Source organism: Flavobacterium sp. RSP15 (genome assembly GCF_003968755.1).
GTDB lineage: Bacteria > Bacteroidota > Bacteroidia > Flavobacteriales > Flavobacteriaceae > Flavobacterium.
The window spans coordinates 178,038-204,501 of sequence record NZ_RYDL01000002.1; the positions used below are offsets into that span (position 1 = coordinate 178,038).

Below are 26,464 nucleotides of genomic sequence, written 5' to 3' on the forward strand. Positions count from 1 at the left end.
AAAACCTAAAAAAATGACTGAAGAAATTGAATTTATATTAGATAGCACCAAAGAATCCATGACCGGTTCTATTGCGCATTTAGAAAAAGAATTTTTGAATATTCGTGCCGGAAAAGCATCTCCTGCCATGCTGGGAAGTGTTTTTGTTGATTATTACGGATCCGCAACACCGCTTTCGCAGGTATCAAAAATAAGTGTGCCTGATGCCAGAACAATTACGTTACAACCTTTTGAAAAAAACATGCTACACGTGATTGAAAAAGCAATTATGGTGGCCAACATTGGTTTTAACCCAATGAATAACGGCGATGTAATTATCATCAGTGTTCCTGCACTAACCGAGGAAAGAAGACGTGATCTTGCCAAACAAGCCAAAGTTGAAGCCGAAGACGCTAAAGTGGGTATCAGAAATGCCAGAAAAGATGCTAACACTGAGATCAAAAAATTAGAAAAAGAAGGAACATCAGAAGACATTTGCAAAAGTGCCGAAGAAGAAGTTCAAAACTTAACCAATAGTTATATCCGTAAAATAGATGAACTTTTAGTGGTTAAAGAAGCTGAAATCATGAAGGTGTAATTCCCTTTCAAATCCTATTAAAAATCCGTTCGCTTAGGGGAACGGATTTTTTTATTGTTATTTTTGCGGTACCAAAATGAGATTATACCCGTTTTGCAGTAAACCCTATTTATGAAGCAATTGTGTGTGTTCTTCTTTTTTTTAACGCTTTCGCTACAGGCGCAGTTTCAAGTCAATGGAATTGTGAAAGAGTCTACAACCAATAAACCATTACCATTTGCTACGATTACTACAACTGACGGTATAAACTCCATCTCTGATGTGGATGGGAAGTTTAGTATCGTTACTCCAATTCCCTTTACAGCCTTTGATATTTCATATATTGGTTTCACCAAAGCCAGAATTACCCTTGAAAAAAACAAAAATTATTATGTGGTCATGCTATCTCAAAAAACAGATGATCTGAATGAAGTGGTGGTTCCAGACGAAAACCCAGCTTTGGCAATTATCCGAAAGGCGATCGAAAATAAAGACAATAATAACCCCCAAAAAAAACTCTACAGTTTCGAGTTTAAATCCTATAATAAACTCATTGTAAGCGCAAATCCTGACTCCATTGACGGGAGAATCGATTCTGTTTTTGTCCAAAAATCAAGCGGTGATCAGTTCTCAAAAATTGACTCTTCCGAGTATAAGTTTAAAGATATCGTACGTCAGCAACATCTGTTTCAAACTGAAAAAGTATCACAATATCAATTTGCTAATAGCACATTAAAAGAAACTATATTAGGTACCAAAATGGCGGGTTTCAAGCAACCTGTTTATGAAATCATTGCATTTAATTTACAGTCCTTCTCTATTTACGATTCCCGTTACGAACTTTTTGAAACCAAGTACAACAGCCCCATTGCCAATGATGCCCTAAAAGATTACAACTATAAACTGTTGGATTCCCTGATCATTGACGGCAGAAACACCTACATGATTTACTTCAAGAATAAGAAAAAAAGAAGAGCGTCAGGACTGGAAGGCGTACTTTATATTGACCAAAATAATTTTGCTGTCGCCAAAGCAGTAATGCGCATAAAAGGCGTTCTTGACATTAGTGGAATTCATAACTTTAAGTACATTCCCAGTGAAAAATTATGGTTTCCAACGGACAAAACCTTTAAAATTGTAAAGGGCAAAAATGATGACGATATAAAAATCCTTGGCGGAACGATTCAATTTGATGGTGATGTAGAAAACGATTTTAAAGAACGAAAAAAAACAGCCTCGGATTTCACCTATTTATTATCGCAAACCAACAATTTTGAAATCCAGTATAACATACCGATCCAAATAAAAAAATCAGCCGTCACTATCGAAATCAAAGACGATGCAGTTAATAAACCAGAGGCTTTTTGGGACACCTACAGAAAAGACAGCTTAGACAGCCGAAGCCAAAAGACCTATCTGGCACTCGACAGTCTTTCGATCAAAAAAAGAATTGAAAGCCGCCTCCGTTTTGGCAGGAAAATCATCAATGGGTATTTACCTATAGGAAAATTCGATTTAGACTTACGTAAATTGTTTAGCTATAATAACTACGAAGGATTTAGATTGGGAATTGGAGGCACTACAAACGAACGATTTTCAAAAAATTTCAGAGTCGAAGGATACACCGCTTACGGAACAAAAGATAATGATTTTAAGTATAACTTAGGAATAGCAGCACGTGTAGGGAAATTTACTAATTCCTGGATAGGAGTTTCCTATACGGATGATCTTCGAGAAATTGCCAGTACCGTATTTGCAATTGACAAAAAGCCTTTTAAAATTTATGATCCCAGACCAATAAACATCAGTACTTTTTATAATTATGTAACTTGGAAAACATTTATAGAGACTAAAATCATTCCAAAAACCGAAAGTTTATGGGAACTCTCTAGAACGGCTGTGGAACCACAATTCAATTATATTTTCAATTTAAACGGAAAATTATACCCCAATTACGTGATGACTACCGCAATGGTTTCTTTGCGCTGGAATCCATTTAGTGATTATATGCAAACGCCTACGGGACGAATTGAGGTTGAAAAACGTTTTCCGAAATTTACGTTTCAATACACCCAATCCATCCCCAAAATCTGGCAAAATGATTTTGAGTTTAGCAAAATAGATTTTAAAACAGAGTATGAAAAAAAATATTTAAACGGTCAAAAAACAAGCTTACTTTTCGAGGCAGGATATTCTTTTGGTGCAATACCCTTAACTCATTTGTACAACACCTCGCCTAATAATATTACCAAAGAAACTATCATTCAAAGGATTACTTTTTCAGGCAAAAACAGTTTTGAAACCATGTTTTTCAATGAGTTTTTCTCCAGTCAATATGCCTATTTTCAATTCAAGCACGGGTTTAGCCGTGTCACATTATTCAAAAAAATAAAACCGTCTTTAGTCATTGTATCCCGCGTGGCTTGGGGTAATTTACAAAACCCGGAGCAGCACATCGGACTGGATTATAAGACACTGAACAAAGGGTATTTCGAATCGGGAATCGAACTGAATCAAATTTACAAAGGACTTGGATTAGGTGGGTTTTACCGGTATGGACCCAATCAGTTGAGTAAATTTCAAGATAATATTGCTGTCAAAATAAGCTTCGTCCTCAATATAGGCCTTTAATGACTCGACACAAATTTTAATCCTATAATAGAACTGATCAAAGTGGTGATGAAAAATATTCGCCAAAAATCAGCTGGTTCTTTAAAGACAAAAATTCCAACCAATACGGTTCCCACTGCTCCTATCCCAGTCCAAACCGCGTATGCGGTGCCTATAGGCAAAGTGAGTGTGGCTTTGTAAAGTAATCCCATGCTTATTGCCAGACAAATCAAGAATCCGCACAACCAGAATGTGGCTGTCATTCCGGAACTTTCCTTGGCTTTGCCCAAGCAAGTGGCAAAACCCACTTCAAAAAGACCTCCTAAAATTAATAAAATCCAGTTCATATTATTGTTTTAAAATTAATACCGAAGGAACTCCGCTCAGCCAAGTGCTTCTGGAGTCCACCAAGTCTTTCCAACTTTCAAGACTGACTACCATTAAATCCTGCTGATCTAAAAATTCCTTTTTAATGATTTTATCGGTTATCAAACCAATGTTATTTGGGTATTTTTGCTCCAAAGAATCAATAGCGCTCTTCATGACAAAATTAGTCGTAAGATGCCCATTTACATCCAAAAGAATAATTTTAGAATTGTTGTTGTAAATTAATTTTTGCACATAATCAATCAAAAAAGAGTCTTCAGGGCTAAAAATTGGAATAAAAATATGGTTTACGTGCTGTAAATCTTTATCGATCAAAATCCCTATTGGCATCTTGGTTTTAGAAATAATCTGTCTGGTTCTTTCATCAAAGGGCGAGTTTTCAAACAAGCCTTCTTTGCCGGTAAACTTATCAATCAAACGATCCGGATTGATGATCCGTGTGGTAAAGCCAATTACTTTTCCAAGAATAGTCCCTTCAAAAATAGATTTCCCTAGACCTATCAATAACAAATCATAGTCGCCTTGATTGGCTACATCGGCAATTTCAGTTTCAATATCCATCGTTGCTTTAAAAATCGTGGTGATGTCCTGTTTCAGGAGATGGGATTCTTCAACAATAGGATAAAAACTATTTTTTTCTTTGTCTTCCATGTTAAAAGTATGTACCTCATCACTTAAAGACAAATGCATGACGGTAACACTGGAAGTGTTTTTCTGTTTTTTTATCAAACTATTGGCCAATCGAAGCAACGATTTTCCTTTTTCATTGTTTCCAAATGAAATTAAAATTCGGTATTTGTTATCATTTGATGGTTCCAAAATCTCAACCCCATCTTTGGTTTTAAAAATATAATTGATGAGATCTAAGGCCGGACCGGTCATAAAAGTCGTGACCAAAGCCATAATGACCATCATGGTAAAGACTTCAGGAGTCAACACTTTAAGCTCCAACCCGATGTTTAACACAATCAATTCCATCAAACCTCTGGTATTCATCAAGGCACCAATTGTCAAACTATCCCGCCAACTTTGCCCTATAAATCTGGCGGCCAATGCACTTCCCAAAAATTTTCCTACCACGGCTACCAGAATAATAAAACCGGTCACTTTCCACAAATACGGATCATTGATCAGCCCAATTTCAGTTTTCAAACCTGTGAATACAAAAAATAAAGGCAGTAAAAGAATCAACGCCACATCCTCTACTTTTTCTATAAATATGGTCCTGAATTTTGGAACATCTGGCATAATGGCTCCCGCCATAAACGCTCCAAACAAAGCATGAATACCGATAACCTCAGTAGCATACGAGGAAATAATAAGTACCAGAAAAAAGATCGCCACAACTGGTTTTATAATACTGTCTTTAGAACCATATAAATCTCCAATTCTTTTTAGAAATGGTTTTACAATAAAAATCATAGCTACAACATAAAGCACCGCCAACATAATAATGTATAGGGAGCTCACGAACGTTCCTGCTTTAACGATTGCAATGACCACTGCCAGTATACACCAAGCCGTAATGTCATCAGCAGCAGCACATGTAATAACTATAGAACCTAATTTAGTTTTATGAATACCTCTTTCCTGAACGATTCTGGCTAACACAGGAAAAGCAGTGATACTCAACGCAATTCCCATAAACAAACTGAAAGAAAGGAACTTAACGCCTTCAGGAGCAAATCGATTGTACACAAAATAAGCCAGACCAATCCCGAGAGTAAAGGGAATCACAATGCTTGCATGACTGATTACCACCGCTTCATTAGCTTTGTTCTTCAGCACTTTTAAATCGAGTTCCATCCCTATCACGAACATAAAAAGAATCAGTCCTATCTGACTCAAAAACTTTAAGTTCCCCAACGATTCAACAGGAAATAAAGCAATTGAAAATTCTGGAAAATACAATCCCAGCAAAGATGGTCCTAGAACAATACCCGCAATAATTTCCCCAATTACTGAAGGCTGACCAATTTTCTTGAAAATCCAGCCAAAAACACGAGCAACTAGAATAATCGTAATAATTTGTGCCAAAAGGATAGCCAAAGGATCTTGGAAGTTATGCTGAATCGACACTAAAAAATCACTCCACGAACCGTTTCCGCTCTCTGGTGTCACTATCGTTTCTGCCACTTCTAAATGCTTTCCTTTACTTATGATCCAATACATTAGCGCTATAAAACCGCCAGTAACACTTAAATAAAATAGTGTGTTTTTATAATTCTTCATATCTATTTTTATATGGACTTTCCCCACTTTAAAGAAACAAAGATGAGAAATTCAAATGTATAATTTATATGCCACAAAATTATTTTATTGTAAAATAAAAAAAGGGTATAATTAGCCCGGTAAAACAACAAAAAGTTTCCTTTAAAATAAATGATTTATAGTGGTTTTGACTACCTTTACCGCCTTTAATATTGATTTATGATTAAGTGGTTTAGTTTAGGATTTTGGGAATTAATAGCGCGAATTGTCCTTAGAAACAGAGTTTTAATGTTATCTATTATTGTTGTGATAACAGCACTTTTAGCATTACAATGGAAAAATATTCACTTCGCTTTTACTGAAGCCAATTTATTACCGGATGACAATATTGTAAACATTGAGTACAATGCCTTTTTAAATAAATTTGGGGAAGAGGGAAATCTAGTCATCATCGGGGTAAAAGATGACGCCATATATACCCCGAAAGCCTTTGCTTCCTGGAGCAAAATGATGAATACGTTAAAAGGTGAAAAAGCGGTTGATTTAATAATTTCGTTAAATGACTTAAAGAAATTACAAAAAAATGATTCGTTGGCAATCTTTGAACTTGTTCCTTTTGTGGACCAAAGCAAAACTCTTGATCCGGCATACCTTCAAAAAATTAAAAAAGAACTTTTTAATGATTTGCCTTTTTACGAAGGATTACTTTTCAACAAAAGATCCGGAAGCGTTCGCTCTGCCGTTTATATGGATAAAAAAATTGTAAACACAGCAGCCCGAAAAGATTTTATCCTTGATAAATTAGTTCCTGCAGTCGAAAAATTCGAAAAAGAAACCGGAATCGACCTGCGCGTTTCAGGAATGCCTTACATCCGAACACTAAATGCAAAAACTGTCACTGATGAGATTAGCATCTTCATTGGAGCCTCTTTATTAATCACCTCATTGCTTTTCTTTTTCTTTTTTAGAAGTTTTAGGGCGACGTTAATATCAATGGTAATTGTCATTATTGGCGTGATGTGGTCTTTTGGGTTTTTAGGATTATTAAACTACGAAATTACGGTTTTGACCGCCCTAGTTCCGTCATTAATCATCGTAATCGGAATCCCCAACTGTATTTTCCTGACCAATAAATACCATCAGGAATACAAAATTCACCACAATAAAGCCAAAGCATTACAGCGTGTCACGACCAAAGTAGGAATGGCAACCTTGATGACGAATCTCACCACGGCTATAGGTTTTGCTACGTTTGTGGCTTCAAATAATCAATTGTTATTAGAATTTGGAGTGGTAACATCCATCAATATCATGGCACTTTTCTTTTTGTGTATTATTGTCATTCCTATTTTTCATAGTTACATTCCAGCACCCAAAGAGCGCCACATCGAACACCTAGACCGCAATTATGTGAAGGTTTTTATGAATTGGATTCTGAGAAACGTAAAATACAATCGATTTTCAATTTATGTTATTTCCATTATTTTACTTGTCATTAGCATTATAGGAATCTATGAAATGCGCATTTCCGGCAGTTTGATTGAAGATATGCCTAAAAAAGAAGCCTTTTTTGAAGACATTGTTTTCTTCGAAAAAGAATTTGATGGCGTGATGCCGCTCGAAATCATGATTGACACCAAACGCAAAAAAGGAGTTATGAAATTGTCTACGCTGAGGCGAATGGACGAATTGGAGGAAACCATTGACGAAATCCCGGAATTATCAAAACCCATTTCGATTGTGAATCTGGTAAAATATTCTAAGCAAGCGTATTATAATGGAAATCCCGATTACTACGAATTGCCAACGTCACAGGAACAGTCGTTTATTTTGTCGTATGCTAAAAATGCCACGAAAAACTCCAAAGATAATCTGATGAAAAGCTATGTGGATTCGACGGGGCAATTTGCACGAATCACGACTTTTATGCGTGATGAAAATGGCGATAATATTGCCAAAATTGAAGCTGAAATTCGCAAGAAAGCTGATAAAATTTTCCCGCCAGATCAATATAAAGTCACCATCACCGGAAAAGCTTTAGTTTTCCAGAAAGGAACTGGTTACCTACTGGACAACTTACTTTCGTCGCTGGCTTTCGCCTTTTTCCTGACCGCACTTTTGATTGGTTTTATGTTCCGTTCGTTCAAAATGGTGTTGGTTTCTATCATTCCTAATTTATTGCCGCTAATGCTAACCGCAGGAATCATGGGCTTTCTGGACATTCCGCTGAAACCGTCGACGATATTGGTTTTCGGAATTGCGTTTGGTCTTTCGGTGGATGACACCGTAAGATTTCTGTCGCAATACCGCGAGGAATTAAAGAAAAATAATTGGAAAATTCGCAAATCCGTTTACGCCACATTTACGGATGCCGGCCTGAGCATGTTTTATACTTCTATCGTGTTGTTCTTTGGATTTTCGGTGTTTATGTTGTCCAGTTTTGGGGGAACAATAGCACTTGGCGGATTGATTTCATTGACATTGTTATTCGGAATGCTATCCAATTTGATGTTGTTGCCAGCTTTAGTCTTGACCTTGAATAAAACTTTGGCCAACGAACAAGATTTTATCGAACCCAAAATTGACATCATCGAACCAAGTGATGCCGAGATTGATGATTTACAGAAAAACAAGTAATAGTACTTGGAGCTTTTTCCCGCTATTCGTTACAATATTTTAAAGCTTCCAGCCTCTGAAAGGCTGGAAGCTTTAAAAATGATTTTCACTGCTATCGGGGCTAGGGAATTATGAAAACTAGAAAAATTTAAAAAAACCTATCCAATCTCGTTGTCATTTTAACTAAAGATAAAACTTATAAAAATGGACTATTAGTGATAAGATTCCTCCTTCGTCAGAATGGCAAATAAAGAACAGAAAGGCAAAACGGTACAGGAAATTCATAAAATACTTTCAAAAATTCCCAAATAACTCCATTCGTTTAGCCCCGATAGCAGCGGCATCCCACGCTTTTGGGCGTAGATATAGCGAATCGCGGGAAATAGCTCCAGATTGCTTCACTCCTCGCAATGACTTTTAAAACAAATCATTTATATTTGCAGTTCAATTACAAGACACTATTTAATATTAATTATACCCCTAAAATGAGACATACAAAAGTTAAAGACTTACTAAATAGCACAACAACGCTTCATGAAGTGAATGCAAAAGGATGGGTGAGAACTTTTAGAAACAATCAATTTATTGCCTTAAACGATGGCTCGACTATCAATAATATACAATGTGTTGTCGATTTTGAAAACACTCCAGATGAAACCTTGAAAAGAATTACCACTGGAGCTGCGATTTCTGTAACAGGAACATTGGTAGAAAGTAAAGGTGCCGGACAAAAATTTGAAATTCAGGTAGCTCAACTGGAAATCCTTGGAGATTCAGATGCAGAGAAATTCCCAATACAACCTAAGAATAAACCGAGTTTAGATTTCTTGCGTGAAAATGCGCATTTAAGAGTTCGTACTAATATGTTTGGAGCGATTATGAGAGTACGCTCGGTATTATCGTATGCGGTTCACAGTTATTTTCAGGAAAAAGGTTTTGTATATGTGAACACGCCAATCATCACGGGATCAGACGCGGAAGGTGCGGGAGAAATGTTTAAAGTTACGGCTTTACCATTTGACGGAACGCCAAGAACTGAAGACGGAAAAGTAAATTACAAGGAAGATTTCTTTGGTAAAGAGACAAATCTTACGGTTTCGGGACAACTGGAAGGAGAAACTTTTGCGATGGCTTTGGGTCAGATTTATACTTTTGGACCAACCTTTAGAGCCGAAAACTCGAATACTTCGCGTCACCTTGCGGAGTTTTGGATGATTGAGCCAGAGGTGGCGTTCAATGATTTGAATGACAATATGGATCTTGCTGAAGATTTTATTCAGTATGTGATCAAATACACCTTGGACAAATGTCCAGAGGATTTGAAATTCCTGGAAGGAAGATTATTGGATGAAGAGAAATCAAAACCAGTTGCGGAAAGAAGCGAAATGGCGTTGCTTGACAAACTAAACTTTGTTTTGGAAAACAATTTCAAACGAGTTTCATATACGGAAGCAATTGATATTTTAAGGGATTGTACGCCTAATAAAAAGAAAAAATTCAACTATATCATCAACGAATGGGGAGCTGATTTACAATCAGAACACGAGCGTTATTTGGTGGAAAAACACTTTAAATGTCCGGTAATCTTGTTTGATTACCCGGCAAATATCAAAGCATTTTACATGCGTTTGAACGAAGACGGAAAAACGGTTCGTGCGATGGATATCCTTTTCCCAGGGATTGGAGAAATCGTGGGCGGTTCTCAAAGAGAAGAGCGTTTTGATGTTTTGGTTGAAAAAATGAAAGCCTTAGGAATTGATGAAGAAGAATTATGGTGGTATCTTGATACCCGAAGATTTGGTTCAGCGGTTCACTCTGGTTTTGGACTTGGATTCGAAAGATTGGTATTGTTTGTAACAGGAATGACAAACATTCGTGACGTAATTCCTTTTCCAAGAACGCCAATGAATGCGGAGTTTTAAAAAAGTTTATTCGGTTAGTCGGTTATTCGGTTAATCGATTCAACAAATAAACGGTTAACCGATTAAACAATAAAAATGCTGAAGCAATTCTTAAATTTAAAATTATCACAGAAATTATCTCCTCAACAAATTCAGTTGATGAAGTTAATTCAATTGCCTACGCAAGCTTTCGAACAGCGTTTACTGGAAGAAATGAACGAGAATCCAGCTTTGGAAACTGGAAAAGAAGAAGATGAGTATGAAAAGGATGAATTCGAAAACGAAGATTATGACGATTATGATGATGCGGAATCAGAGCGAATTGACGCCGAAGACATCAACATTGACGAATATTTAAGCAATGACGAAACTCCGGATTATAAAACGCAGGCTAACAATTATAGTGATGATGACGATGATCGCGAAACGCCTTTTGCCGCGCCAGTGAGTTTTCATCAGGATTTAATCAATCAGTTGAATACCTTCATCCTGAATGATGAAGAGCGTGATATTGCCGAATTCCTTGTAGGAAGTATTGATGACATGGGATATATTCGTCGCAGTGTTGCTGATATGGTAGACGATATGGCATTCACGCAAGGCATTTATACCGATGAGAAAATGGTCGAAAAAATGCTGCAAGTAATTCATGAACTGGAACCATCTGGTGTAGGCGCACAAGATTTACAGGAATGTTTGTTGTTACAATTAAAACATAAAACACCGACAGAATCCGTAGAACTGGCCACTGACATTATCGAAAATCAGTTTGATGCGTTTACTAAAAAACATTATGACAAGCTGTTACAAAAATACAATGTTTCAAATGAGCAGCTTAAAAAAGCAATTCACGAAATAGAAAAACTGAACCCAAAACCAGGAGGATCCTTTACCGGAAACAATAAAATAACAGAAAACGTAGTTCCTGATTTTGCCATTAGAATTGTAGACGGTGAACTGGAACTGACTTTAAACGGTCGAAATGCTCCTTCTCTGCACGTTTCTAAAGAGTATCAGGAAATGATGCAAACGTATAAGGATTCCCGAGACAAATCGGCACAGCAAAAAGATGCAGTGCAGTTTATAAAGCAAAAGTTGGATTCAGCTAAATGGTTTATCGATGCGATACGCCAACGTCAGGAAACCCTTTTTGTAACCATGAATGCGATTACACATTATCAGGAAGAGTTTTTTCTGGATGGTGATGAAACCAAGTTAAAACCAATGATCTTAAAAGATATTGCCGACATGGTAGGCCTTGACATTTCGACGATTTCACGTGTAGCAAACAGCAAATATGTAGAAACGCCTTATGGCACGAAACTGATCAAGGAATTTTTCTCGGAATCCATGAAAAACGATCAAGGCGAGGATGTTTCGACATTGGAAATCAAGAAAATCCTTCAAAATACAATTGAGGAAGAAGACAAGAAAAAACCGCTTCCAGATGATCAACTGGCCGAAATCCTAAAAGAAAAAGGATATCCAATTGCGAGAAGAACCATTGCTAAATACAGAGAACAACTCGATATTCCTGTGGCGAGAATGAGAAAGAAAATATAGGCGATGCGTTAAATAAGGACCAATTTAAGTACTCAAAATACATACAATAAAAAATTAATTTACAAACCATATTAGGTTTAAATACTAATCGCTTCTTTCCTAATAAAGTATCGATAGTTTACAATACAATTCACCCGTATTCTTTATGCTTTTTTGATTATTTGAATTCAGGATTAATCTGCAATCAAAAGTAAACCCATAATTACAGCAAGAAGTACGTTAATGCACTAATCTGTTTTAATCCTTGAAATCCGAAGCATCCGCTGGCTAAAAAAGAAAAGTGCACAACAATCGCAACACTTCCGAAATTTCTTCTTGTGAGTTATAACTATGCAAACAAATGCGCAGTCTTTCCTGCCCTTCTGGAACTGTGGGAGATAAGATAGCTTTTACATCAAAGCCTTTTTCTTGAAGTTGACTGGCAATGGTTTTGACTCTTTCATTTCCAGGAATAATCGCAGATTGTATGGCTGATTTAGATCGAACAAACATAGGTTTCAGTCCTAAAAAATGCTTCTCCTGATTGAAAAAAATAATGTTTTCTCTTAGTTTTGAAATTGAAGCCGAATCGATTTCTAAATGCTGGTACGCAACCAAAATCGCAGCAACAGAATGTGGCGAAAGCCCTGTGGTATAAATAAAACTTCTGACAAAGTTTATCAAATATTCTCGTAATTCATTCGAACCTAGCACTGCTGCTCCATGGCAACCTAATCCTTTCCCAAAAGTCATTATTCGAGCAAAAACGTGCTCTTGCAAACCCAACATTTGAACTAATCCTTCTCCTATCGAGCCAAAAACACCCAAAGCATGTGCTTCATCAACAACAAGATAACAATTGTGTTTAGTTGAAACCGAAACCAATTCTTCTAAATTTGGACAATCACCATCCATCGAAAAAACTGATTCAGTAACGATATAAATAATAGTGTTTGGATTCCGTAAAATCAAGTTTTCTAAATCCTCAAAATCATTATGATTGAATTTATAGGCTTTGGCTTTCGACAGTTGGATTCCGTCCCGAATAGAAGCATGACACAATTCATCGTATAAAATCAAATCGCCTTTTTGTGGAACGGCACTAAAAAAACCAATATTGGCATTGTAACCCGAATTAAAAATCAAGGCTGTTTCTGATTGGTGGAAACTGGCAATACAGTTTTCTGTTTCTTGATACAGCTTATGGTTCCCGGATAACAATCGGGAACCCGTCGCCCCGTTTTGAATGACATTATTAGTAATTAAATACTCGTGCGTATGATTAAATATAATTTCTGATTGTGAAAAGCCCAAGTAATCATTGGAAGAAAAATCAATTCTTTTACTTGATAAAGGCAATTTTCGCAACGCATTATTTTGCTTTCGAATTTCAAGTTTAGCGGATAGATTTTCTGGGAAATGTTTCATAGTCCACAAAAATAAGCATCTTTTTTGGTTTATGGATTTTGCGCCATTTTTGTTTACTAATTTCTTCCAATTAATGAATTTTGAAATAGAAATTCTAATAGAGAATCTTGTTTCATTATTCAAAAAAATATAATTCTATAAAAATTAACAATTAAAAAACAACTATTAAAAAAAAATCTACAAATTTTTCCGAAAACGGTTTCGTTTTGTAATTTTATAAAATTGTGTTAAAAAAAACTTAAAATTAATATTGAAGATGTTAACTTATTAAATAGTTTTCTACTTTCGGGAAATTATGAAACGAATTGCATCACTTTTTTTAATAGTAACGTTGTTCTACAACGTGATGGGATACTATCTGATGTTTGCTTATCAAGAAGAGCAAGCGTGGGTATCTACTATGGAAAAAAGACATGATACAGCGTTTGAAGTAATCCAATTGAATGCAACTTTATATTCTTTTATTGAAGACACTGATTTTGAGTACGTCAATGAAGATGTGGTTATCAACAATAAAAGGTATCATATTTTCAAGAAAAGAATTCAAAATAACATACTAAGTTTGTATTACCTGCGCAATGCACATCAAGATGCAATAAGCCAGGATTTAAAAGATATTGTTGACAATCAATTATTTAATGGATCTTCCTCTAAAGAGTCTCCGGTTAAAAAACTCATGAAGTCTTTTCTTCAAGATTATATTCCAAATAATACTGTTTGCGTAGCTTTTTATCCAAAAACAGCGATGCTTTCTGCTGAACCTATCATTACGCCAAACCAGGCGTTAGATTCCGGGTACATTTCTTTATCGTATTCACCACCTGATTTCGTTTAAATCTTCTTTCATTTTAGTGGAATCATTCGCTTTTATCCGGTTTTTGTAAGTCAAGATAATTAATGATTGCTTTAGCTACATCTGTACATTTATTACACCCTTTCGATAGAAATTGTGCCCGTTATAAATACAAAACAGGTTTTTGTGTTTTCTGAATTCACTTTTGTGAATAATTTGATAGGCCATTTTGCATTGCTATTCTGGTATACTTTGTACAACTAGCCTTTAGGACCATGACTAAAATGGATTTACAGAACAGTTCTGTGTTTGAAAAACGCCCTTAATCAATGCATTTAGCCTTGTAAATTCAAAGAACCTTTTTGGCGAAAGCCAAAAATAAATCTTGTTTTACAGCGATATTACTAGACAAACAATCACTATTTTTTTTACCACCGACCGTCTTTGGTAAAAAATTGTCATTGTACTATTTTATACTAATACCCATTCTAAAAAAGGCCAAAACCATTAACCAAAAACCATTTTTAATGAAAAAAATTTATCTGAACTGCCTGCTTTTGGCACCTTTATTTATAAATGCTCAAACCGAGATTGACGGAATTATGATGAGTAAAAATAATTTTTGTTTTGGAGCCGTTTACCAGTACAGCAGCTGGGATAAGTATTGGGAAGGGACTTTCAAAAGAGGAAATCTTAATATGGGAACTGTTTCAACAAAATCAATTGCTCTAATGGGAAACTATGGTGTTTCTGATAAATTGAATATTATTTTCAGTCTTCCTTACGTGGATACACATGCAAGTACTGGAACAATGGAAGGCCAAAAAGGATTACAAGATATTTCACTAACGATAAAATACATGCCAATTGAAAAAACAATTGGTAAAGCTACCTACTCGTTATATGCTTTGGGAGGACTTTCGGCTCCAGTTTCTGATTATTCAGCTGATTATTTACCCTTGAGTCTTGGCCTAAAAAGCAAGACAGCATCTTTACGCATCATGGGTGATTATCAAAGAGGTCATTTTTTTACCACTATTTCGGGAGCGTATGTAAAAAGGGCCAATATAATTATTGATAGAAATTCCTATTACACAACCGAAATGCATTACACCAATGAAGTAGACATGCCAGATGCAATTTCTGTAAACTTGAGAATTGGCTATCGTTCCACTAGATTAATAGCCGAAGCGATTCTGGACAATTGGGTATCACAATCCGGAGGATTTGACATCACTACCAACAACATGCCTTTCCCGAGCAATACTATGAATGCCTTAAAAATTGGCATGAATACGAAATACACAGTCCAGAAAATTCCGGGATTATCTCTTATTGGGGGGTGCAATTTTGTTACGGAAGGTAGAAATATTGGGCAATCAAACACCTCCTACGGTGGTTTATTTTACATCCTTAATTTAAAAAAAACAGCACAAGAAAATGAAAAATAAAACACAAAAAATAGCCTATTACACTCTTTTGGTTCTGTTTCTTACATTGAACCAATCTTGCAGTGATGAGCTAACAGAACGCAACGAGCAATTCCCTCAATTAAATCCTATCAATACAGACGAATTAGCAGGGACCTGGAAAACATTCTTACTGACTACTCCGGATGAGTTCTCTTTGGATGCACCAATAGCAACTACTGCAGCGGCATTTACAAGAGAAATAAATGAGATAAAAAGCTATCAGGCAAACATCACGCAAGACCAAAGAAACATCATAAAATACTGGAGTGCCGGAGGAGTTTTGCGTTGGAATGAAATCACGCGAACATTAGTGGCAAGGCACAATCGACCGCCGTATCAAAATGAAGACGGAACCTACCCTGCACCATCTGGAGCAAATCCGTTTGCGAATCCGCAGTTTCCATTCTCAAATCCGCCTTATGCAGCCAGAGCGTATGCCTATGTGAGTGCGGCGCAATGCGATGCGATGATAGCAACTTGGCATTATAAAAAACTGTACAATAGAGCTGCACCTTTTACGGTTGATGCTACATTACCGGTTTTAATCCCAAAAAGCAACTTGCCTTCCTATCCCTCTGAAGATGCTGTTTTAGCAGGAGTAACGGTTGAGTTATTAAAATTATTATTCCCAACAGAAATCGCTTACATACAAGAAAAGGCAGCGGAACAAAAATTATATCGCATTATTAGTGGTGCCAATGTTCGCAGTGATGTTGATGCCGGAATTATTCTAGGCAGAAAAATAGCAGCCAAATTTATCGCCAGAGCTACTGCTGACGGAACAGCAGCTGCTATTGGCAATCAAGCGCTTTGGACACAACTGGAAACTCAAACGGCAGCAACCGGAGAAACTCCATGGAAATCATTAGATATACCAGCAAGACCTCCAATGCTACCATTATTTGGAAAAGTAAAATCATTTCTTATGACTCCTGAAATGGTCGTGGCCAGTCGCCCGGTTCCACCACCATCAACAAAATCAGAACAATTTGCAAAAGAATTAGCTGAAGTAAAAAGCTATGGAAAAAATGCCACTAGAAAAAACATGGAAATTGTTACTTTTTGGGCTGATGGAGTAGGAACTTATACGCCACCGGGACACTGGAATGCAATTGCATCAGAGTCATTTGTAGCACTCAATTATAGTGAGGTGCGCTGGGCACGAAATCTAGCGTTGCTAAATATTGCCATGATGGATGCGGCGATCTGCTGCTGGGACGCAAAATACAGGTACTTCAATCCAAGACCATCACAAATGGATCCGTCTATAAAAACATTAACCGGGATTCCAAATTTCCCTGCTTATGTATCCGGCCATTCCACCTTCAGCGGTGCAGCCTATGTTGTTTTATCACATCTCATCCCTTCAAAAGCAAAAGGTTTTGTAGCTATGGCAAAAGAAGCTTCGGATTCCAGAATGTTTGGATGCATTCATTATAGAAGCGATTGTGAAAAAGGACTTGAATTAGGCGAAAAAGTGGGTGGCTTTGCAATTGCAAGAGCTCTTATTGATGGTGCCGAATAACTAGGAATAATCAAGTTGGTGATTTGTTTTAATGGTTTGTTTTAATATCTAATTTTATCAACTACCTCCTAACAGATGTTGGAAACCAGTTAGGCTTTTTTAATTTTAAAAGCGCAGAGAGATTTAAAAGAAGTGGCTGTCTTTTATTGCTGTTAAGCGTTTATGGGATTATAATTAGACTGATGGACATGAGTCAGACGCCAAAGGACCAAATACTTTCTGACATTATTTTGTATTTTTTACTACTTGCAATTGGATTTGGGTTATTAGCTTTTTCTGATGTTATTAAAAAAGGAAATATCATAGAAACGGAAAATAATTTAACAATATAACCATGTCTATTATCATCAACTTAGATATTGTGCTCGCAAAGCGGAAGATACGTTCCAATGAATTAGCGGAACGAATGGGAATTACCACGGCCAACCTTTCTATTTTGAAAACCGTGAAAGCAAAGGTGATTCAATTTTCGACTCTAGAACTGATTTGTAAAATTCTGGAATGTCAACCCGGAGATATTATGGAGTTCGTAAAGGATAAATAATCTCTTGTTCTCGACTTTTTAGCCCAGATGAAAACGGCATTCTTTTACAAAGCTTCCAGCCTTTTGAAGGCTGGAAGCTTTGTAAAAGATATAGTGGACAGCTGGAAATAGCTCCAAAAAAAAAGCCCCACAAATTGTGAAGCTTTGATTTATAACTCAAAATTATTTTAGTCAACTAAAATAATAACTTTATTATCTTTCATTTCAATTGTTCCTGAAGTGATCGTTAGCGTATAATTTTGATCATCTAACTTCGTGAATTTACCTACTACCTCTTTTGCAAAAGCAAAAGTAGAAGCTGTAATTTTCACGACACCTTTTCCTAAAATAGAAACGATTGGCGCGTGGTTATTCAAAATTTGAAAGCTTCCATCAACTCCGGGCAATGTAACCGAAGTTACTTCTGCTGAAAATAATTTTGCTTCTGGTGATACTATTTCTAATAACATACTTTTTAGTTTACAGTCTCAGTTTACAGTCACAGTACTGAATACTGAGACTGTAAACTGAACATTAATTTATGCTTCCGCTAACATTTTTTCTCCAGCTTCGATAGCTTCTTCAATAGTACCTTTAAGGTTGAAAGCTGATTCTGGCAAGTGATCTAATTCACCGTCGATAATCATATTAAATCCTTTGATAGTATCTTTGATGTCCACTAACACTCCTTTTAATCCTGTAAATTGCTCTGCAACGTGGAAAGGTTGAGATAAGAAACGTTGTACACGACGCGCTCTTGAAACGGCTAATTTATCCTCTTCAGATAATTCTTCCATACCAAGGATCGCGATGATATCTTGTAATTGTTTGTATTTTTGTAAAATTTCTTTCACTCTTTGTGCACAGTCATAATGCTCATCACCTAAAATTTGAGGAGTAAGGATTCTTGAAGTTGAATCCAATGGATCAACCGCTGGATAAATACCTAGCTCAGCAATTTTACGAGATAATACTGTTGTTGCATCAAGGTGAGCAAAAGTTGTAGCCGGAGCCGGATCCGTTAAATCATCCGCAGGAACATAAACCGCTTGTACCGATGTAATAGAACCTTTATTTGTAGATGTAATACGCTCTTGCATTGCACCCATTTCAGTAGCCAATGTTGGTTGGTAACCCACTGCAGATGGCATACGGCCTAAAAGTGCCGAAACCTCAGAACCTGCTTGTGTAAAACGGAAGATATTATCCACGAAGAACAATACATCTTTCCCTTGATCAGTTCCTGCGCCATCACGGAAATATTCAGCGATAGATAATCCAGAAAGTGCTACACGAGCACGAGCTCCTGGAGGCTCATTCATTTGTCCGAAAACGAAAGTAGCTTTAGACTCTCTCATTCCTGGCATATCTACTTTAGATAAATCCCATCCTCCGTTTTCCATAGAGTGCATGAATTCATCTCCGTATTTTATAATTCCTGACTCTAGCATCTCACGAAGTAAGTCATTTCCTTCACGTGTTCTTTCCCCTACTCCTGCGAATACAGAAAGTCCACCGTGACCTTTTGCAATATTGTTGATCAACTCTTGAATTAATACTGTTTTACCAACACCAGCACCACCAAACAATCCAATTTTTCCTCCTTTTGAATAAGGCTCAATTAAATCGATTACTTTAATACCTGTGAATAAAACTTCAGATGAAGTTGATAGATCTTCAAATTTCGGTGCCTGTCTGTGAATAGACATCCCGTTTTCTCCTGTTTTTGGCAAGTTTCCTAAACCATCAATTGCATCTCCAATCACGTTGAATAAACGACCGTAAACATCAGCACCAATTGGCATTTGGATAGGATTTCCTGTTCCAACTACTTCATAACCTCTACTCAAACCATCTGTTGAGTCCATCGAAATGGTACGTACTGTGTTTTCACCAATGTGAGATTGTACTTCAAGTACTAATAGTGTACCATCTTTTTTTGTGATTTCTAATGAATCATAAATTTTTGGAAGTTCAACATCCTTACCGTTGAAAACAACGTCAACTACTGGGCCAATGATTTGGGCAACTTTTCCTATTACTTTTGACATCACTTATGTATTTATTAAATAGCTATTTAGGTTTATGAAACAGAACCAATCGAAACATATCGATTACACCCTTTTTTCAGTGTGCAAAGATAATTTTTAAAATATAAAATCAAGATATTTTTTTATAAAAAAAGATATTTTTTTAATAGATTATCTAGAAACGACTTAGAAACTAACAAAAGACCGAGTTGTCACTAAAATAAACAACCACCACGTCATCAAACGGGTGGTTGTTATTATGTAAAAATCAAATTCTAATTATTGAATAGAAGCCGGATATTGAATTCCGTATAACCCTAAATCAACACCTTTCAAGTTAGAGCCATATTTAGTATTTATGGCTTCTATGAATTTATTGGCAATCAAAGCATATCCTCTAGGACTTGGATGAACTCCGTCTAAAGAAAAAGTACCACCAGTTACATAAGCAGCTGTCATGTGAAAAGTACCAAAACGAATTCCTCCGTTATTCAACTGATTTAAAATTGACGCAGCATCAACAAAAGCCAGGCCATTAGAATCTGCAGCAGCTTTTATCGTTACATTATAAGCATCAGTAGCTAACTTTATCTCAGAAACCTCCGAAGCTGTTAAAACTCTATTATCTTGTAATGGATAAGTCACCCCCACTGTATTAAATGGAGGCGGAATTCCAGCTTGTGATGTTCCAATAACCGTTCTGGTAGTAAGTAATATAAAATCTTTATTAGCAACATTTGCTCCTCCATTAGCATGACGTGCTTGACCGTATAAGTTACCCATTAAACCAGCTTGAGATGCAGGAACGCCAGCAGCAGTCAAAGCACCAGTTATCTGAGCACTGTAGTTTACCAAAGTTTCATCCCTTATCAACAACGGATTTGTAGCTGAAGCAGACAGTGTTTTGATTCTGCTTCCAGCGCCCAAAGCAGAAAGAATTTGTTTTACAGGCCCTAGCAACTGTGTATTCAATTGTGCTGCAGTGGCAGCATCCAATGGAATTGGGTTATAGGGAACCGTCGTGAAAAACGGAAGATTGTTGATATATGGTAAATTTGCTACAACTCCTTTTCTTCCTCCTGCAGCAAGAGCAACAGCTAAAGCATTGTAAGCCGCGTTAAATGTGCCTGCCGGAGTAATATCATTTCCCGCAACAGGATCTTGCGAAGTAGGAATACCACCATTAGTAGCATATCCTAAAACATCATTCCCTCCAATAAACAAGGAGAAAAAAGTTGGATTTTGATCTGTAGCATCTTTAACCATACTTGACATTGCGGTTTTTGCAAATCTGCCAAAGTATGGGTTCGCTTGCCCGTATCCTGCAATTCCTAAGTGTATAGCTTTCGCACCTGGAACACCCATATTGCTGTATGCTCCAGAAATACTAGTGCCAAAAACTGTTCCCGAAACACCTGAAACATTTACAGGCCCAGCACCATTGAAATACAAACGAGTTGGAAATTGTGGAATTTGATTCCCCCCATTAGAAAAACCTCCTCTATTATCGTCAGCCATAAATGGATTTGTAAAAACACCTCCACCAACTAAAGCGAATTGCTCTGCCATAATATTTGGATATGAATTTTTTTGACCCGCTTTAAAAAGAGCACCATCACTATATCCTGCCGCAAATGAATCTCCTAAAGCCACAAATTTAGAGAAATCTGCAGAACCTGCAGTTAGCGGCTCTTCAACGACTACCTCATCCTCGTTATTACATGCTGCGAAGGTTAGCGAAATCAACAACAGCCATTTGAAATTTTTTATCATAATATATTTTTTAAAATTATTGACTTTTCTGAATTACGGATTAATTGTCCAAGAAGCAAACCATTGTTGTCCGATGGCACCCGCTCCAATTACCTGAATATAATCCCTTCCTCCTAAATTAGTAGCTCCTACTTTAAGCACTGATTTTAAGAACGGAAAACCATAATTAATCTGAGCATCTAAGACTGTATATTCAGGAACAATTCCATCAGCAAACGAGGACTGCCATAAATATTCCGTATTGTATCTCACATTGATATTAAACCCAAAATTTTTGAATAATTTATCATTTCCTAAAGACGCTTTAACCCTATGTTTTGGAGTATTGAAACCAGCTACAAAACCTGGATCTTCTGCTTGATCGAAACTAAATTCAGCAAAGTTATAATTGACACCAACCTCAAAATCTTTATACACTTTTTTAGATAAGCCTACTCCAAACCCTTGAGACGTAATTTTCGCAGTGGTATTGGTATACACTTGATACACCCTTCTATCTCCGTTACTTAAAGCAGAAAGTGTCGCTAAAGTTGCCGGATTGCCAAAATCAAATGTCGTGTTAACGTCCCCATAATAAGGACTAATTACTCTTGAAACATTCATGAAATCATTATACACATTGTAATATCCATTAATATCAATTGATAAGTCATTATTTACAACCGTACGATATCCTAGCTCAAGTGCTTGAACTTCTTCTGGCTTTACCAGCCCTATATTAGCCACTTGCAACAAAGCTGCTGCAGCCGGAACATTAGCTGGATTAGCCGCTATTGCCGCACTAAAAGCCCGAACTGAAGCTAGCGTAAACGAATTATTATACGCATTTTGTCCTGTTAATGTTAACGTAGCAGGAACGCCCATTGCTTGTCCCGCCGCACTAACTCCTCTAACCTCTGTAAAACGATCTAAGTTTTCAGGAGCTGAACCAATTAGAGCAAATGGCCCTAAGTCAAGACCAATATACTGGTCTTGAGTTGTTGGATTTCTAAAACCAGTTTGATAAGAAACCCTGAAATTATGTCTTTTTGACTCTCCCGCAGAATACACTAAAGAGACACGTGGGGATATATTTCCATTAAAATTTTGACTTTTATCGTACCGTGCAGACCCAGTAAATTTCAATCGGTCGTCTAAGAATTTTTTAGTTAATTGCGTATAAGCACCATACTCGTTATAACGTAAAGGACCATCAAAATCAGTAAAAATTGTTCCCTGAGAATTCATTTCATATTGTCTGAATGACCCTCCTAATTGGATCTCTGCAAATTTTATGAGATCTTTAAAATTATAATTTACATCTGAATGGTAAATTTTTGATTGATCAATAAATTTAGCTCCTTTGGTTAGATCCGGTTCCGCGATTGCAGCCGCCAAAGCACGATTGAATTGTACCGAACCCGGTTCAAATCTTGCACTCCCTGTTGGAGTTGGCAAAAAAGGAAGTCCAGCCGGTTTAATATTGTAATCGGCATAGTTCCTTGCATTGGCGGCAGACAACTGCGCATTAGTTCCCAAAACTGCCCCTGAAAGTTGATATGCTGTAGCATAGTTCGTAAACCATTCTGTATCTGATTTTGCCGCTCTATTTACATTCCAAGCAGCAAAACGCATGTCATAGGAATTCCCCGCATCTTCATCAGTAACATACCCTCTCACAAAGAAATTTTTCCCTTTTACTTCTATTTTAGTTTGTTGCATAAAGAAATCATTAAGCGCATATCTATTCGCTCCTTGATAAATAGTGCTCCCCAAACCTATTTTGTGCTGTAATATAATTTCGGTTTCCCCTTCCCATGGTTTAAAATGTAAAGAAAAATCTGCCTTTACACTTCTTACTTTATTGTCATTCAGGTCTTGTTCTCGGTATCCCGTTCTGCTTACCTGACCAACATTAGTGATAAAAGTGGTTACCTCATCACCGTATAAATTTAATCCGTCATAATTTTGATTATTAGCATGACCTATTGATCCGCCAGTAACACTCCTTTGATCAGCAGCAATCCATTCAGTAGCCCTCAAAAAATTAAAATTCCCTTTGGCGGCAAAATGCTTGCTGAACGCTTTAGCAGCTCTAAGTCCAAAATCAAAATAATCATTAGTTCCTGCTGCTTTCTGGGTTGTTTGTCCATATTTTACATAAGTACTGATTCCTTGATTTGTGAACGGATTTTTACTGTTCATAAATAAAATACCATTGAAAGCATTTGCACCATACAATGCAGAGGAAGCTCCTGGCAGTAATTCTACGTTAGCAACATCAATATCAGAAAGTCCTATTAAATTTCCCAAAACAAAGTTTAAGGCCGGAGAGGAATTATCCATTCCGTCTACCAATTGCATAAAACGCGTGTTGGCGACAGTTGAAAAACCTCTTGTATTGATCGATTTAAAGGAAATACTACTGGTATTAAAATGCACCTCTTTCAGGTTTTCTAAACCATCATAAAAAGTTGGCGCTGTGGTGTTTTTTATCTGCTGAATTCCCATTCTTTCAATAGTAACCGGGGACTCGATCACTCGTTCTGGTGTTCTTGAAGCAGAAACGACAATTTCATCTAATTTATTCTCTTCGTCTAGAAGAATTATGAATAGTTTTTGACTACTGGAAACAACACTAATTTGTTGGGAAACAAACCCCACACTGGTCACCTCAATTGAATAAGGTAGTTTTTTAGAGGATTGCAATACAAAAGAACCATCAAGATCCGTAATTGTGCCAGAAGTATCTCCAACTATCTTGATGTTGGCTCCAGGAATTGGTTGGTTGTTACTATCTGTAACAATACCTGAAATTGAGTTTTGAGCAAAGGTTAGATTGCAAAAAAACAATGACAAAAAAAGTAAATACACTCTCATTGGGTTCTATTTTGTTGGTTTATGTAGCCAAAGTACAAATATTTTTGATATTAATAAAAAATCGGCTAAAAAATTTCATATTTATCAGTAATTTTGCCTCATTTACAGTTATTCTACATTTGTATTTTATTTTAAAATGTTAAAATTTAGATTAAAAAATCAAAATTTCACTATGCATGCATATAAAAAATACATTTATCACAAAATTATTATTGATTTTTGGATATATGATAAAAGTGTCAAAAGAGCAAACATTTATGATTCGTTTGCATTTCGGAAAAAAATTAAAGACAAAAAAAGTACTAATAAAAAAAGCCTCGAAAGTTTTTCTTTCGAGGCTGGCACTATTAAAAAGGATGTCAATAATATCCCTATTATATTTTATTCTACAGTAACCGACTTTGCTAAATTACGAGGTTGGTCTACATTGCATTCCCGCATAACAGCAATATGATAGGACAAGAGCTGTAACGGTATTGTAGTTATCAGCGGCGATAAAGCATCTGAAGTTTCTGGTATTTCGATAACATAATCTGCTAACTCCCTAACTTGAGTATCGCCTTTAGTCACCACTGCAATAATTTTACCACTTCTGGATTTTATTTCTTGTATATTACTTACAATTTTATCGTAATGACCTTGTTTAGGCGCAATAACGACTACTGGCATGTGTTCATCTATCAGTGCAATTGGTCCATGTTTCATTTCAGCAGCAGGATAACCTTCAGCATGAATATAGGAAATCTCTTTTAGCTTTAAGGCTCCTTCAAGCGCTACAGGAAAGTTATAGCCTCTCCCCAAATAAAGACAATTTGGAGCATCTTTAAACATCGCCGCAATTTCTTTTGCTCTGTCGTTTGTCTCTAAAGCTTCTTTTACTTTTTCAGGTATAATTTCTAATTCCTGTAAATAAGCATGAAAAACAGAATTTGACAATGTCCCTTTGGCTTTAGCCAAGCGCAACGCAATCATAGTCAAAACCGTAATTTGAGTGGTAAAAGCCTTGGTCGAAGCAACACCTATCTCAGGTCCGGCATGTGTATAGGCTCCCGCATGTGTTTCTCTAGAAATAGAAGAACCCACCACATTGCATACTCCAAAAACAAATGCCCCGTTTTCTTTGGCCAACTTAATTGCCGCCATTGTATCTGCCGTTTCTCCAGATTGAGAGATGGCGATCACAATATCTTTACTATTAATTATAGGATTTCTATATCGGAATTCTGATGCATATTCAACTTCAACTGGGATACGGGCAAATTCTTCAAATATATATTCCGCAACTAAACCGGCATGCCAAGAAGTACCGCAAGCAACGATTATAATTCTATCGGCGTTTAAAAATTTTTCTAAATTATCTTCCACACCAGACATTTGAATCAATCCCTGATTAGCATGAAGCCTTCCACGATAAGTATCTTTGATAACACTTGGCTGCTCATAAATTTCTTTCAGCATGAAATGATCATATCCTCCTTTTTCAATTTGCTCCAAATTCATTTGAAGTTCCTGAATATTTGGATTTACTAAAGAATCATCTTTAATTTTCCGGATTTTCATCGGTTTGTGCAACCTGATATTCGCCATTTCACCGTCCTCTAAATAAATAGCATTCGATGTATATTCTATGAATGGGGAAGCATCAGAGGCAATGAAAAATTCTCCTTCTCCAACACCTATAGCCAGTGGACTTCCCAGACGGGCAGCCACAATTTCATTAGGATTTTTTTTATCAAAGACAGCAATTGCATAAGCGCCCACCACTTGGTTTAAAGCGACCTGGACTGCTTTGCCTAATTTTAGATTGTCTTTTTTTTGTACTTCTTCAATTAGATTCACTAACACCTCGGTATCCGTATCTGAATGAAATACATACCCTCTTTTTATCAACTCTGCTTTTAAGGGAGAATAGTTTTCAATAATTCCGTTATGGATTATAGCCAAATCTCCAGAATTAGAAAGATGCGGATGCGAATTTACATCATTAGGAACTCCATGCGTAGCCCAACGTGTGTGACCTATTCCAATTGTTCCGTTGGTAGTAATGCTAGAAGAAACGCTCTCCTCCAGATCAGAAACCTTTCCTTTTGTCTTACACAGTTTCAAGTTTTCGCCATCATATAGCATGACTCCAGCACTATCATACCCTCTGTACTCAAGCCTTTTCAATCCCTTTATTACAATAGGATAAGCTTCTCTATAACCTATATATCCAACGATTCCACACATAAATTTGGT

General features: G+C 36.6%; 17 protein-coding genes. 9 read left to right on the forward strand and 8 right to left on the reverse strand.

All coding sequences use genetic code 11. The features are described 5' to 3' along the window. Positions 1-13: 13 nt before the first annotated feature. Together frr and EKM00_RS03165 are read left to right on the forward strand one after the other, a co-directional pair. Positions 14-577, forward strand: a complete 564-nt coding sequence (gene frr / locus EKM00_RS03160) for a ribosome recycling factor (RefSeq protein ID WP_126451955.1) — start codon at positions 14-16, stop codon at positions 575-577. A gap of 111 nt (positions 578-688) precedes the next feature. Next, positions 689-3,187 (forward strand): DUF5686 family protein, encoded by a 2,499-nt coding sequence (locus EKM00_RS03165; RefSeq protein WP_126515213.1) that lies wholly within the window; start codon positions 689-691, stop codon positions 3,185-3,187. Here EKM00_RS03165 and EKM00_RS03170 read toward each other — a convergent pair. After that, complete coding sequence (locus EKM00_RS03170) at positions 3,184-3,513, reverse strand: DMT family transporter (RefSeq protein ID WP_126451953.1); 330 nt, start codon at positions 3,511-3,513, stop codon at positions 3,184-3,186. The genes EKM00_RS03165 and EKM00_RS03170 overlap by 4 nt on opposite strands. 1 nt (position 3,514) lies before the next feature. Then, positions 3,515-5,785 (reverse strand): cation:proton antiporter, encoded by a 2,271-nt coding sequence (locus tag EKM00_RS03175; RefSeq protein ID WP_126451952.1) that lies wholly within the window; start codon positions 5,783-5,785, stop codon positions 3,515-3,517. A gap of 198 nt (positions 5,786-5,983) precedes the next feature. Here EKM00_RS03175 and EKM00_RS03180 point away from each other — a divergent pair, with 198 nt between their 5' ends. From EKM00_RS03180 to rpoN, 3 genes are all read left to right on the forward strand, one after another. Continuing rightward, a complete protein-coding gene (locus tag EKM00_RS03180) occupies positions 5,984-8,401 on the forward strand; it encodes an efflux RND transporter permease subunit (protein WP_126515214.1) in 2,418 nt (805 codons plus the stop codon). Between the two features lie 464 nt (positions 8,402-8,865). After that, positions 8,866-10,302: an asparagine--tRNA ligase gene (gene asnS / locus EKM00_RS03185; protein WP_126515215.1), complete on the forward strand. Its 1,437-nt coding sequence runs from the start codon at positions 8,866-8,868 to the stop codon at positions 10,300-10,302. Positions 10,303-10,377: 75 nt separating this feature from the next. Next, positions 10,378-11,844, forward strand: coding sequence for an RNA polymerase factor sigma-54 (rpoN, locus tag EKM00_RS03190; RefSeq protein ID WP_126451949.1), 1,467 nt, complete (start codon positions 10,378-10,380; stop codon positions 11,842-11,844). A 267-nt stretch (positions 11,845-12,111) separates the two neighbouring features. On the opposite strand, the gene EKM00_RS03195 is transcribed toward rpoN, so the two are convergent. Beyond that, positions 12,112-13,251 (reverse strand): aminotransferase class I/II-fold pyridoxal phosphate-dependent enzyme, encoded by a 1,140-nt coding sequence (locus EKM00_RS03195; RefSeq protein ID WP_126515216.1) that lies wholly within the window; start codon positions 13,249-13,251, stop codon positions 12,112-12,114. A 295-nt stretch (positions 13,252-13,546) separates the two neighbouring features. Between EKM00_RS03195 and EKM00_RS03200 the strand changes: the two genes are divergently transcribed. From EKM00_RS03200 to EKM00_RS03215, 4 genes are all read left to right on the forward strand, one after another. Then, a complete protein-coding gene (locus EKM00_RS03200) occupies positions 13,547-14,086 on the forward strand; it encodes a hypothetical protein (RefSeq protein WP_126515217.1) in 540 nt (179 codons plus the stop codon). 485 nt (positions 14,087-14,571) lie between these two features. Continuing rightward, positions 14,572-15,495, forward strand: a complete 924-nt coding sequence (locus EKM00_RS03205) for a hypothetical protein (RefSeq protein ID WP_126515218.1) — start codon at positions 14,572-14,574, stop codon at positions 15,493-15,495. Further along, positions 15,485-17,041, forward strand: coding sequence for a phosphatase PAP2 family protein (locus EKM00_RS03210; RefSeq protein ID WP_126515219.1), 1,557 nt, complete (start codon positions 15,485-15,487; stop codon positions 17,039-17,041). Before EKM00_RS03205 ends, EKM00_RS03210 begins: the two co-directional genes overlap by 11 nt. A 334-nt stretch (positions 17,042-17,375) precedes the next feature. Then, positions 17,376-17,585: a helix-turn-helix domain-containing protein gene (locus EKM00_RS03215; protein ID WP_126451944.1), complete on the forward strand. Its 210-nt coding sequence runs from the start codon at positions 17,376-17,378 to the stop codon at positions 17,583-17,585. Between the two features lie 167 nt (positions 17,586-17,752). Here the strand turns inward: EKM00_RS03215 and EKM00_RS03220 are convergent, their stop codons facing one another. The 5 genes from EKM00_RS03220 to glmS form a co-directional block, all read right to left on the reverse strand. After that, the gene (locus EKM00_RS03220) at positions 17,753-18,034 is read right to left on the reverse strand and encodes a FoF1 ATP synthase subunit delta/epsilon (protein ID WP_126457953.1); all 282 of its coding nucleotides are present in this window, start codon (positions 18,032-18,034) and stop codon (positions 17,753-17,755) included. Between the two features lie 69 nt (positions 18,035-18,103). Continuing rightward, the gene (gene atpD, locus EKM00_RS03225; RefSeq protein WP_073204939.1) at positions 18,104-19,615 is read right to left on the reverse strand and encodes a F0F1 ATP synthase subunit beta; all 1,512 of its coding nucleotides are present in this window, start codon (positions 19,613-19,615) and stop codon (positions 18,104-18,106) included. Positions 19,616-19,873: 258 nt separating this feature from the next. Beyond that, positions 19,874-21,367 carry an SGNH/GDSL hydrolase family protein gene (locus EKM00_RS03230; protein ID WP_126515220.1) on the reverse strand — a complete coding sequence of 498 codons (1,494 nt, stop codon included), beginning with the start codon at positions 21,365-21,367 and terminating at the stop codon, positions 19,874-19,876. Positions 21,368-21,400: 33 nt separating this feature from the next. Further along, positions 21,401-24,226 carry a carboxypeptidase-like regulatory domain-containing protein gene (locus EKM00_RS03235; protein ID WP_126515221.1) on the reverse strand — a complete coding sequence of 942 codons (2,826 nt, stop codon included), beginning with the start codon at positions 24,224-24,226 and terminating at the stop codon, positions 21,401-21,403. 381 nt (positions 24,227-24,607) lie between these two features. Next, positions 24,608-26,455: a glutamine--fructose-6-phosphate transaminase (isomerizing) gene (gene glmS / locus EKM00_RS03240; RefSeq protein WP_126515222.1), complete on the reverse strand. Its 1,848-nt coding sequence runs from the start codon at positions 26,453-26,455 to the stop codon at positions 24,608-24,610. Positions 26,456-26,464 lie beyond the last annotated feature (9 nt).